The 11485-nt window shown below is 69.4% G+C and carries 13 protein-coding genes; 1 reads left to right on the top strand and 12 read right to left on the bottom strand.

Annotated elements, in window-relative coordinates:
• The first annotated feature begins 100 nt into the window (after window positions 1–100).
• Window positions 101–646 carry a hypothetical protein gene (locus tag ACIOHG_RS05505; RefSeq protein ID WP_400945575.1) on the top strand — a complete coding sequence of 182 codons (546 nt, stop codon included), beginning with the start codon at window positions 101–103 and terminating at the stop codon, window positions 644–646.
• Window positions 647–653: 7 nt separating this feature from the next.
• Here the strand turns inward: ACIOHG_RS05505 and ACIOHG_RS05500 are convergent, their stop codons facing one another.
• The 12 genes from ACIOHG_RS05500 to ACIOHG_RS05445 form a co-directional block, all read right to left on the bottom strand.
• Window positions 654–1226 (bottom strand): cob(I)yrinic acid a,c-diamide adenosyltransferase, encoded by a 573-nt coding sequence (locus tag ACIOHG_RS05500; protein WP_400945573.1) that lies wholly within the window; start codon window positions 1224–1226, stop codon window positions 654–656.
• Window positions 1227–1289: 63 nt separating this feature from the next.
• On the bottom strand, window positions 1290–1790 hold the full coding sequence (locus tag ACIOHG_RS05495; RefSeq protein WP_400945770.1) for a DUF2550 domain-containing protein: 501 nt from the start codon (window positions 1788–1790) through the stop codon (window positions 1290–1292).
• Between the two features lie 128 nt (window positions 1791–1918).
• The gene (locus ACIOHG_RS05490; protein WP_400945571.1) at window positions 1919–2302 is read right to left on the bottom strand and encodes a F0F1 ATP synthase subunit epsilon; all 384 of its coding nucleotides are present in this window, start codon (window positions 2300–2302) and stop codon (window positions 1919–1921) included.
• A 182-nt stretch (window positions 2303–2484) separates the two neighbouring features.
• Window positions 2485–3939 (bottom strand): F0F1 ATP synthase subunit beta, encoded by a 1455-nt coding sequence (atpD, locus tag ACIOHG_RS05485; RefSeq protein WP_400945569.1) that lies wholly within the window; start codon window positions 3937–3939, stop codon window positions 2485–2487.
• Between the two features lie 2 nt (window positions 3940–3941).
• Window positions 3942–4874 carry a F0F1 ATP synthase subunit gamma gene (locus ACIOHG_RS05480; protein ID WP_400945567.1) on the bottom strand — a complete coding sequence of 311 codons (933 nt, stop codon included), beginning with the start codon at window positions 4872–4874 and terminating at the stop codon, window positions 3942–3944.
• Between the two features lie 33 nt (window positions 4875–4907).
• Window positions 4908–6482, bottom strand: coding sequence for a F0F1 ATP synthase subunit alpha (gene atpA, locus ACIOHG_RS05475; protein WP_400945565.1), 1575 nt, complete (start codon window positions 6480–6482; stop codon window positions 4908–4910).
• 154 nt (window positions 6483–6636) lie between these two features.
• On the bottom strand, window positions 6637–7452 hold the full coding sequence (locus ACIOHG_RS05470) for a F0F1 ATP synthase subunit delta (RefSeq protein WP_400945563.1): 816 nt from the start codon (window positions 7450–7452) through the stop codon (window positions 6637–6639).
• A complete protein-coding gene (locus tag ACIOHG_RS05465; protein WP_400715792.1) occupies window positions 7449–8006 on the bottom strand; it encodes a F0F1 ATP synthase subunit B in 558 nt (185 codons plus the stop codon). The genes ACIOHG_RS05470 and ACIOHG_RS05465 overlap by 4 nt, the downstream gene beginning before the upstream one ends.
• A gap of 41 nt (window positions 8007–8047) precedes the next feature.
• Window positions 8048–8278, bottom strand: a complete 231-nt coding sequence (gene atpE, locus ACIOHG_RS05460) for an ATP synthase F0 subunit C (protein ID WP_285734887.1) — start codon at window positions 8276–8278, stop codon at window positions 8048–8050.
• An 81-nt stretch (window positions 8279–8359) separates the two neighbouring features.
• On the bottom strand, window positions 8360–9169 hold the full coding sequence (gene atpB / locus ACIOHG_RS05455; protein ID WP_400945561.1) for a F0F1 ATP synthase subunit A: 810 nt from the start codon (window positions 9167–9169) through the stop codon (window positions 8360–8362).
• Window positions 9170–9451: 282 nt separating this feature from the next.
• The gene (locus ACIOHG_RS05450) at window positions 9452–9805 is read right to left on the bottom strand and encodes a hypothetical protein (protein WP_400945559.1); all 354 of its coding nucleotides are present in this window, start codon (window positions 9803–9805) and stop codon (window positions 9452–9454) included.
• 354 nt (window positions 9806–10159) lie between these two features.
• Window positions 10160–11479, bottom strand: coding sequence for an MraY family glycosyltransferase (locus ACIOHG_RS05445; protein ID WP_400945556.1), 1320 nt, complete (start codon window positions 11477–11479; stop codon window positions 10160–10162).
• Window positions 11480–11485: the final 6 nt, after the last annotated feature.

Genomic DNA, 11485 nt, shown 5'->3' with positions numbered 1-11485 from the left:
GGAACGACCGGTCGGACGACCCGCCGTCCGACGAAAGTCGGACGCCCCGCTCGCCTGGCCGGACGATGTGGCCGGGCCCGCGCCCGGGGAGGATCGAAGCATGGTTTCCCTGATCGTGGTCGGCGAGATCGGCTTCTGGGTGGTGCTGTCGGCCGGCCTGCTGGCCCGGTACGGGCTGCGGCTGCGCCGCACCGGCGCGGTGCTGCTGGCGCTGCTCCCGGTGGTCGACCTGGTGATCCTCGGCGCCACCGTGGCGGACCTGCGCGGCGGCGCCACCGCCGACTGGACGCACGGCCTGGCCGCCTCCTACGTCGGCTTCTCGGTGGCGTACGGCCGCCGCCTGGTCCGCTGGGCGGACGGGCACGCCGCGCACCGCCTGGCCGGCGGCCCGAAGCCCGCCGGGATGCCGAAGTACGGTGCGGCGCGGGCCCGCTACGAGTGGGGCGTGTGCGCGCTGACGCTGCTCGCCTCGGCGATCACGGTCGCGCTGATCGCGGCCGTCCAGTGGCTGGTCGGCGACGGCGCCCGCACCGCGGGCCTGGATTCCTGGTACCCGCGGATGGGCGTGGTGGTGGCGGTCAACCTGGTGGTCGCCGCCAGCTACACGCTCTTCCCCAAGCGGGAGCGCCCCGGCCCGCGCGCCTGACGGGCCGTCAGCGATTCTCGCCCGGCACCCAGAGCACGTCCCCGCGCTCCTTGTTGGCCGTCCGGGCCAGGATGAACAGCAGGTCGGAGAGCCGGTTCAGGTACTTCGCGGTCAGCGGGTTGATGCCCTCGCCGTGCACCTCGATCGCCGCCCAGGTGGAGCGCTCGGCCCGCCGCACCACGGTGCAGGCCAGGTGCAGGTGCGCGGCGCCGGGCGTCCCGCCGGGCAGGATGAAGCTGCGCAGCTTGTCCAGCTCGGCCAGGAAGCGGTCGCAGTCCCCCTCCAGCCGGTCGACGTAGGACTGCTCGACCCGCAGCGGCGGGTACTTCGGGTCCTCGACGATCGGCGTCGCCAGGTCCGCCCCGACGTCGAACAGGTCGTTCTGGACCCGGGTCAGGACGGTCACCAGCTCCTCGTCCAACTGCCCGACGGCCAGCGCCACGCCGAGCGCCGCGTTGGCCTCGTTGGTGTCCGCGTACGCGATCAGCCGGGGGTCGGTCTTGGTGGTCCGGCTCATGTCGCCGAGCGCGGTCGTGCCGTCGTCCCCGGTCCGGGTGTAGATGCGCGTCAGGTTCACCATGCCCGGCAGCCTAGCCGCCGGGCCGCACCGTGTTAACGGTGGCTCACACCCGGAAGGGGTGAGCTACGCGACGTTCACTCGCTGTCCGGGGGGCGCGGCCTCCAGCCAGGCCAGGAAGCCGGTGAGCGCGTCGTCGCTCATCGCCAGCTCCAGCGGGGCGCCCTTGTGCAGGCAGCGCAGCACCACCGAGCCGGAGAGCAGGGCGAGTTCCTCCTGGCCCTGCGGGTAGCGGCGGCCCAGCACCTCGATCTCGGTGCGCGGCAGCACCTTGCGCGGCCGGGGGGCGTAGGAGAACACCCGGAACCACTCGATGGAGTCGCCGCTGTACCGGCCGATACCAAAAACCCACCCCTTGCCGTCGGTCTGCGGGACCGGGGCGGAGGTGGGTCGGCCGTTCTCGTCGAGATCCGGCTGCGTGGAGGCGTCGGCCGGCATTTTCAGGCGGTAGGAGCAGTCGAACGTGCCGCCGACCCGCTGGATCAGACGGCGGCGGACCGCGAAGCAGAGCAGGCCCGCTACCGCGAGGACCACCACGGACACGCACACCACCAGGGCGAGGACCACGCTCACCTACCTCCTCGCTGCCTTCGTCCCCGTGACGGCCGACGCGCGGCCGCTCTCTCCTACCAACTGATACGACAGTCCCGGGGTCACGCTACAGGCGTCCCCGGGACCGTCGGTCGAGATCGAGCTCAGTGGTGCGCCTTCAGGCCGCCGGCGGCGACCAGGCGGACCTCGGCGCGGCGCTCGGCGTGCGAGTCGGCCTCGGACCGGGCGTTCTCCAGCGCGCGCTCGGCGCGGGCGACGTCGATCTCGTCCGCCAGCTCGGCGATCTCGGCGAGGATCGACAGCTTGTTGTCCGCGAACGAGATGAAGCCGCCGTGCACCGCGGCGACGACCGTGCCCTGGTCGGCGGTGCGGATGGTGACCGGGCCGGTCTCCAGCACGCTCAGCACCGGGGTGTGGCCGGGCATGATGCCGGTGTCACCGGAGGCGGTCCGGGCGACGACGATGGTGGCCGCACCGGACCACACCTTGCGGTCGGCTGCGACCAGCTCGACGTGCAGCTCAGCCAACGTGGGCTCCTTGGCTCTTGAAACTGCGGAGCTACTCCACAGTTTCGGTAAGAATAACGGGCTCGCGCCCCCGGAACGAAACCAAGACCGCGTAAATGACCGGGATCACAGGAGATCCAGCGGTGAGGGGTGGCCCCCGACGGAGAGCCGGGGACCACCCCTCATCGGTACTGCTCGGCGAACTACTTCTTCAGCAGCTCGGCGGCGTTGCGCTCGAGGTCCTCGATGCCACCGCACATGAAGAAGGCCTGCTCCGGGACGTGGTCGTACTTGCCGTCCGCGATCGCGTTGAAGGCCTCGATGGTCTCCGACAGCGGGACGGTCGAGCCCTCGACACCGGTGAACTGCTTCGCCACGTAGGTGTTCTGCGAGAGGAAGCGCTCGATGCGGCGGGCCCGCTGCACCGTGATCTTGTCCTCTTCGGACAGCTCGTCGATGCCGAGGATCGCGATGATGTCCTGCAGGTCCTTGTACTTCTGCAGGATCCCCTTGATACGGATGGCCGTGTCGTAGTGGAGCTGCGTGATGTACCGCGGGTCGAGGATGCGGGACGTGGAGTCCAGCGGGTCAACGGCCGGGTAGATGCCCTTCTCCGAGATCGGGCGCGACAGAACGGTGGTCGCGTCCAGGTGGGCGAAGGTGGTGGCCGGCGCCGGGTCGGTCAGGTCGTCCGCGGGGACGTAGATCGCCTGCATCGAGGTGATCGAGTGACCGCGGGTCGAGGTGATGCGCTCCTGCAGGAGGCCCATCTCGTCGGCCAGGTTCGGCTGGTAGCCCACCGCGGAGGGCATGCGGCCGAGCAGGGTCGACACCTCGGAACCGGCCTGGGTGAACCGGAAGATGTTGTCGATGAAGAGGAGCACGTCCTGCTTCTCGACATCGCGGAAGTACTCCGCCATGGTCAGCGCGGAGAGCGCGACCCGCAGACGGGTGCCCGGCGGCTCGTCCATCTGGCCGAAGACCAGCGCGGTCTTGTCCAGGACGCCCGAGTCGACCATCTCGTCGATGAGGTCGTTGCCCTCACGGGTGCGCTCGCCGACACCGGCGAACACCGACACACCACCGAAGTTCTCGGCGACGCGGTAGATCATCTCCTGGATCAGCACGGTCTTGCCGACACCGGCACCACCGAACAGACCGATCTTGCCACCGGTGACGTACGGGGTGAGCAGGTCGATGACCTTGATGCCGGTCTCGAACATCTCGGTCTTCGACTCGAGGTCGGAGAAGTTCGGGGCCTTGCGGTGGATCGGCCAGCGGACCTGCACCTGGGACTCGAACTCGGCCTTGTCGACGTTCAGCACCTCACCGAGGGCGTTGAACACCTTGCCCTTGGTGATCTGGCCGACCGGGACGGAGATCGCCGAACCGGTGTCGGAGACCTCCGAGCCGCGGACCAGGCCGTCGGTCGGCTGCATCGAGATGCCGCGGACCAGGCCGTCGCCGAGGTGCTGGGCGACCTCGAGGGTGAGGGTCTTCTTGCCCGAGCCGTCGGGGTTGTTCACCTCGACGTGCAGGGCGTTGAACATGTTCGGGATCGCGTCGACGGGGAACTCCACGTCGACGACCGGGCCGATGACCCGGGCGACGCGGCCCGTGGCCAGTCCGGCGCCCGTCGGCTCAACAGTGGTGGTCATACTCATTCGCTCCCCGCGCTAGCGTCGGCCAGCGCGTTCGCGCCGCCCACGATCTCGCTGATTTCCTGGGTGATCTCGGCCTGACGGGCCGAGTTGGCAAGCCGCGTCAGCGACTTGATGAGCTCGCCGGCGTTGTCCGTCGCGCTCTTCATCGCGCGGCGGCGGGCGGCGTGCTCGGAAGCGGCCGACTGCAGCAGCGCGTTGTAGATCCGGCTCTCGACGTACCGCGGCAGCAGGGCGTCGAGGACGCCCTCCGCCGACGGCTCGAAGTCGTACAGCGGGAAGATCTGGTTCTTCGCCGGGGCGCCGTCGCTCAGCTCGACCTCGTCGAGCTTCAGCGGCAGCAGCCGGGCGTCCACCGCGTTCTGCGTCAGCATCGACACGAACTCGGTCGACACCAGGTGCAGTTCGTCCACCCCGCCGGTCTCGGCCGTGAAGGCCGAGATCAGGTCCGCCGAGACCGTCTTGGCGTCACCGTAGGTCGGCTTGTCCGAGAAGCCGGTCCACGAGCCCGCGACCGTGAGGTTGCGGAAGCCGTAGTAGCCGACGCCCTTGCGGCCGACGATGTACGTGACCACCTCCTTGCCCTCTTCGCGGAGGCGGGCGGCGAGCGCCAGCGACTGCTTGATGGCGTTGGAGGAGTAACCGCCCGCCAGGCCGCGGTCCGCCGTGATCAGCAGCACGGCGGCGCGGGTGGCGTTCGCCCCTTGACCAGGTGCAGGCGGCTCGGTGGTCAGCGGGTGCTTCGCGGTGGACCGGGTGGCCACCGCGGTCACCGCGCGGGTGAGCTCGTCGGCGTACGGAGTGGAGGCGGCCACCGCGCGCTGCGCCTTGACGATGCGCGACGCGGAGATCATCTCCATCGCCTTGGTGATCTTCTTCGTCGCGGTGACGGAGCGGATGCGGCGCTTGTAGACCCGAAGCTGTGCTCCCATTGGGTCGTTACGTCCTTTCCCTCGCTACCGGACTCAGGCCTGCTCGGAGAGCAGCTTGCCGTCCGCCGTGGTGAAGCCCTGCTTGAACGAGGTGATCGCGGCGGTCAGCGCGTCGACGGTGCCCTGCTCCAGCAGACCGGTCTCGACGATGCCAGCCAGGATGCCCTTGTGCTCCAGGCGGACGTTGTCCAGGAACTCGCGCTCGAAGCGGCGGATCTCCGCCACCGGGACGTCGTCCAGCTGACCGGTGGTGCCGGCCCAGATGGAGACGACCTGCTCCTCGACCGGGAACGGCTGGTACTGGCCCTGCTTCAGCAGCTCGACCATGCGCGCACCGCGCTCCAGCTGGGCCTTGGAGGCCGCGTCCAGGTCGGAGCCGAAGGCGGCGAAGGCCTCCAGCTCGCGGTACTGGGCGAGGTCCAGGCGCAGACGGCCGGCGACCGAGCGCATGGCCTTGATCTGGGCGGAGCCACCGACGCGGGAGACCGAGATGCCGACGTTCACGGCCGGGCGGATGCCGGCGTTGAACAGGTCGGACTCCAGGAAGCACTGGCCGTCGGTGATCGAGATGACGTTGGTCGGGATGTACGCCGAGACGTCGTTGGCCTTGGTCTCGATGATCGGCAGACCGGTCATCGAGCCGCCGCCGAGGGCGTCGTTCAGCTTGGCGCAGCGCTCCAGCAGGCGGGAGTGCAGGTAGAAGACGTCGCCCGGGTACGCCTCGCGGCCCGGCGGGCGGCGCAGCAGCAGGGAGACGGAGCGGTAGGCCTCGGCCTGCTTCGACAGGTCGTCGAAGACGATGAGGACGTGCTTGCCGTCGTACATCCACTCCTGGCCGATGGCCGAACCGGTGTACGGGGCGAGGTACTTGAAGCCGGCCGGGTCGGAGGCGGGAGCGGCCACGATGGTGGTGTACTCCAGCGCGCCGGCCTCCTCCAGGGCGCCGCGGACGGACGCGATGGTGGAGCCCTTCTGGCCCACGGCGACGTAGATGCAGCGGACCTGCTTCTCCGGGTCGCCCGAGCGCCAGTTGTCGCGCTGGTTGATGATCGTGTCGACGGCGACGGCGGTCTTGCCGGTCTGGCGGTCACCGATGATCAGCTGGCGCTGGCCGCGGCCGATCGGGGTCATCGCGTCGATGGCCTTGATGCCGGTCTGCAGCGGCTGCTTGACCGACTTGCGGGCCATGACGCCGGGGGCCTGCAGCTCCAGGGCGCGGCGGCCGGTGGCGGCGATCTCGCCCAAGCCGTCGATCGGGTTGCCCAGCGGGTCCACGACACGGCCGAGGTAGCCGTCGCCGACCGGGACGGAGAGGACCTCGCCGGTGCGCTGCACCGTCTGGCCCTCTTCGATGCCCGAGAACTCACCGAGGACGACGACACCGATCTCGCGGGTGTCGAGGTTCAGCGCGAGGCCGAGGGTGCCGTCCTCGAACTTCAGCAGCTCGTTGGCCATGACCGAGGGCAGGCCCTCGACCTTGGCGATACCGTCCATGGCCTCGGTGACCGTGCCGACCTCTTCACGCGAGGCCGCGTCCGGCTGGTACGACTGGACAAAGTCGGCCAGCGCGTCCCGGATCTCCTCCGGACGGATCGTAAGCTCCGCCATCAGGCTTCCCTGCTCTCCTAGTTTGCGATCCTCGGCCCGCCATTGAGGGCCGCAAGTGCTCGACTCTCGGCCGGGTCGAGTGAACCGGCCGTACGTTTTGCCGGCCCACCCGGTGTGGACCGACGCCCGACCGAGGGTCGGATGGTGCTGCTGCTCAGCCTTCGAGGCCCTGGCGAGCGCCTTCGAGGCGGCTCGACACCGTGCCGTCGATGATCTCGTCCGCGATCTGCACCCGGACACCGCCCTGGACCGCGGGGTCCACGTCGATGTTCAGGTGGACCGGTCGGCCGTACAGGCCGGCCAGCGCGGCGGCGAGGCGCTGCTTCTGGACGTCCGACAGCGGAATCGCGCTGGTGACCAGGGCCACCACACGGCCCCGCCGGGAGGCGGCGAGCTTGGAGTAGGACTCCAGGCCACCCTCCAGGCTACGACCCCGCGGGTTGGTGACCAGGTTGGCGACCAGTCGGACGGTGCCCGCGTTGGCGCGGCCGCCGAGGAGCTTGCGGACCAGCGCGGCCTTGGCGGCGGCGTCGGCCTTCGGCTCGGTCAGCGCGGCGCGCAGCTCGTGCGAGCCCGCCACCACCCGGCCGAACCGGAACAGCTCGTCCTCGACGTCGTCCAGCACGCCCGCCTTGTCGGCGGCGATGACCTCGGCGTACGCGGCGAGTTCCTCGACCGCGTCGGCCAGGTCGCGCGAGCCGGACCAGCGCGAGCGGACCAGGCCGGAGACCAGGTCGACGGTCTCGCCGGAGACCTGGCCGTTCAGCAGCGAGGCGACCAGCCGGGCCTTGTCCTCACCGGACCGCGAGGGGTCGGTCAGGACGCGGCGCAGCGAGACCTCGCGGTCCAGCAGCGCGGTGACGGCAGCGAGTTCCTCGGCGAGCTTGGCCGCGTCCACCGAAGTGTGGTCGGTCAGGCTCTCCAGGTTCTCGCGGCCGGCGGCGAGTGCCTCACGGCTCGCGCCGATCACTTGGACGCACCCTGGGCAGCGGCGGCCTTGGACTCCAGCTCGTCCAGGAAGCGGTCGATGACACCGCTCTGGCGGGCGTGGTCCTCCAGGGACTCACCGACGATGCGGGAGGCCAGCTGGGAGGCCAGCGAGCCGACGTCCTGGCGCAGGACGGCGGTCGCCTGCTTCTTGTCGGCCTCGATCTGGGCGTGGCCGGCCGCGACGATGGCCTCGCGCTGGCGCTGGCCCTCCTCGCGCATCTCGGTGATCAGGGCAGCGCCCTGCTCACGAGCGTGCTCGGTGATCCGAGCGGCCTCGTGACGCGCCTCGGCGAGCTCGGCACGGTACTGCTCCAGCAGGGCCTGGGCCTCGGCCTGAGCGGTCTCCGCGCGCTTCATGCCGCCTTCGATGGCGTCACGGCGCTCCCCCAGCACCTTCTCGATGCTGGGGAGGAGCTTCTTGCCGAGGATGCCGAAGACGATGAAGAAGCAGAGCAGGCCGATGATGACCTCGGGCCACGCGGGGAGAAGAGGGTTCATCTTCTCTTCAGCCGCGAGGAGAACCTCGGGGGCCATATCAGAACCTTTCGTCGGAATTGACTACCGGTGCGCCTGGCTCACTGGCCGTAGACGAACGGCATGACGATGCCGATCAGGGCGAGGGCCTCGGTCAGGGCGAAGCCGATGAACATGTTGGAGCGGATCAGGCCGGCGGCCTCGGGCTGACGGGCCATCGCCTGCACACCGTTACCGAAGATCAGACCGACGCCGATGCCGGGGCCGATCGCGGCGAGGCCGTAGCCGATGGAAGCGACGGAACCGTGGACACCTTCAGCGAGAGCGGACATCTCAGCTAATCCTTTGCGGGGATGGGATACCGGTGGGTGTTGGCCACCGGGAGTTCGTGGGCGCGGCCGGGGCCGCGAGGATCAGTGCGCCTCTTCCAGGGCACCGGCGATGTAGCTGCTGGCCAGCATCACGAAGATGTACGCCTGCAGGAACTGCACCAGCAGCTCGAAGGCGGTCAGACCGACGGCCACCACGAAGGACACCGAGCCGTACAGGGCGCCGATGGTGGGGCTGAGCAGGTACCACGAGGCCACCGAGAAGACGACGATCAGCAGGTGACCGGCGAACATGTTGGCGAAGGCTCGGACCGCGAGGGTGAAGGGGCGCACGAAGATGTTCGAGAAGAACTCGATCGGCACCAGGATGACCATGACCCAGCCCGGGATGCCCGACGGCCAGCAGAGGTTCTTCATGCCGCCGACGAAGCCGTGCTTCTTGAAGGTCAGCGCCATGTAGGTGACCCAGACGATCGCCGCCAGCCCGACCGGGTACGCGATCCGCGACATCACCGGGAACTGGGCGAACGGGATGATGGACATGATGTTCATGATCCACACGAAGAAGAACATCGAGACCAGCATCGGGACGTACTTCTCGCCCTTTTTGCCGATGGTCTCCAGCACGATGCTCCGCTTGACGAAGTCGTACCCGATCTCGCCGACCAGCTGGAGCTTGCCCGGGAGCAGCTTCGGCTTGGCGAACGCGGCCCAGAAGAAGCCGACCACCAGCAGCGCGCAGATGATCGCCAGCAGCATCGGCTTGGTGAAGTGGACCCCGGCGACCGTGAAGATCGGCTTGAAGTCGAACTCACCGAGGCCGGGAGCGGGGAAGCCGCAGCCGGAGAAAAGGTGGCAACTGGCCTCGGAGGCGAGCTGGACGTCAGCACCCACCACAGACTCCTTCGTTCTGACGCATGGTTACGGCAACCTCGGTGTGTCGGCGTGGCCGGAGGCCACGGTGCGGCACTGGAACTTGTCGGATTTCTCGCGGACCCGGCGCGGCGCATATCCCCACCGCGGGATCTTCGAAAGCTTCGTGGAGCCGGGGGGCGATCCGTCCGATCATCGGAGGGACCTGGCCGCTTCCCGTACTCCGCCGTTGGGACGGACGATAGCAGTCCGTCAGGAGGGCATAAACACCGCCCCCCTCGCGAGGGGGACGGTATGCCCCGCTCACGATTGACGCCCTGATTTCGACTTGCTGTCGGGTTCGACGTAGAAGGTCTTGGCCTTCAGCCAGCCCCGGACCTGGAAGGCGGTCCAGACGATGGCGAGGCCGAGCAGGGTGAACCCGAAGACCTTGTGGTCGAAGAACGAGAGGTGCTTGGCCACCGCGAGCAGGATGCCGATCGCGAGGATCTGAGTGGTGTAGACCATCAGTGCGGCCGGCATCAGCATCTGCGGGTTGTTCCGGGTGAGCCGGTCGAGCGCGAGCTGGCCGGAGCCGAAGAAACCGATCACCACCACGGTCGCCAGCAGCGCGCCGAGCAGGCCCTTCCCCTGGGCGACGGCGAAGGAGATCGCCATGGCGATCACTCCGGCGGCCGCAGTGGGAATTGCGGCGCCACGGAGGATCCGGGCGTCGTGGGACGGCATGTCGGCAGCTCCGGCGGCATGTCGGTGACAGGGGGCGGGGAAATCAGGGGGACGAGAACCGCACCGCGGGCAGCCGTTGCGACGGGGAGCCCGTCGAAGGAGACCGACCAGGGACGGAAGTCCTCCACCTGTCAGGTCTTTCGGCGTGTTCTCGGTACTCGTGAACGGTATCACAAACTATTTGATGAGAGCTTTACCATGAACGTGTGGCACCTGTCACACCAAGAGCCGACAAGTGCCGCCGAACGGGCGCCGCCGAACGGCCCAGCGGCAGTTGACGCCCCGTCAGGAGCGCCGCTCGCCGCGCGGCCCGACGGCCGTCGCGCCGGTCCCCAGCCGCCCCAGCATCGCCTTGTCCTCCGCCGACAGCTCGGCCATCGCCGGCGTCGTGGGCTCCCCGGCCGCCGCGGCCGCCGCCTCCGGCTCCCCGGCCTCCCCCGCGTCCCGGTAGCGCGGCGGCACGAAGGGCTGGACGGCCTTGGGCGCCCGCGGCTTGAAGCGCGGCATCAGCAGCACGCCCAGGCCCAGCAGGCACAGGCCCGCCATCGCCAGGATCACCGTCCGGCCGGTGTTGGTGACCGAGACCGCGACGGTGCCGAAGGCGATCAGCGCGGCCCAGAAGTACATGATCAGCACGGCCCGGCTGTGCGAGTGCCCGACCTCCAGCAGCCGGTGGTGCAGGTGCTGCTTGTCCGCGGCGAACGGCGAGCGGCCCGCCCAGGTGCGGCGCACCACGGCCAGCAGCAGGTCGGCCAGCGGCAGCGCGATCACCGTCAGCGGCAGGATCAGCGGGATGTAGATCGGCACCAGGGCGTGCACGGTGAGGGTCTTCGACCCGGTCCGGTCGGTGATCAGGTCGGGGTCGACCCGGCCGGTGATCGAGATCGCGGCGACCGCCAGCATCAGGCCCAGCATCATCGAGCCGGAGTCGCCCATGAAGATCCGCGCCGGGTGCAGGTTGTGCGGCAGGAAGCCCAGGCACATCCCGATCAGCACCGCGCTGAACAGCGCGGCCGGGGCCGCGTCGTTGATCCCGTAGCCGAGCCAGAGCCGGTACGAGTACAGGAAGAAGGCCATCGCGGCGATGCAGACCATGCCGGCCGCCAGGCCGTCCAGGCCGTCGATGAAGTTCACCGCGTTGACCATCACCACCACCAGGGTGACCGAGATGATCATGCCCTGGGTCGGGGTGACCGCGACCGGGCCGTAGCCGGGCACCGGGATCGAGATGACGGTGACGCCCTGCCAGACCATCACGCCGGCGGCGATCATCTGGCCGCCGAGCTTCACCAGCGCGTCCACGCCCCACTTGTCGTCCAGGACGCCCAGCACGAACATGATCCCGGCCCCGCAGAGCAGCGCCTTGATGTCCGCGCTCTGCACGAACATCCGCCCCAGGTTGGTCAGTTGGGACGCCGCCAGCAGGCCGGCCAGCAGGCCGCCGAACATCGCGATGCCGCCCAGCCGGGGCGTCGGCTCGCGGTGCACGTCGCGCGCCCGGACGGCGGGCATCGCGCCGGCCGCGATGGCGAACTTCCGGACCGGTCCGACCAACAGGTAGGTCACCGCCGCCGAGACGAACAGGACCAGCAGATACTCACGCACCACCGG

It is taken from the genome of Kitasatospora sp. NPDC088134 (assembly GCF_044741705.1).
GTDB lineage: Bacteria > Actinomycetota > Actinomycetes > Streptomycetales > Streptomycetaceae > Kitasatospora.
Note: the sequence above shows the minus strand (reverse complement) of the source record. Positions and strands in the feature narration are given on the sequence as shown.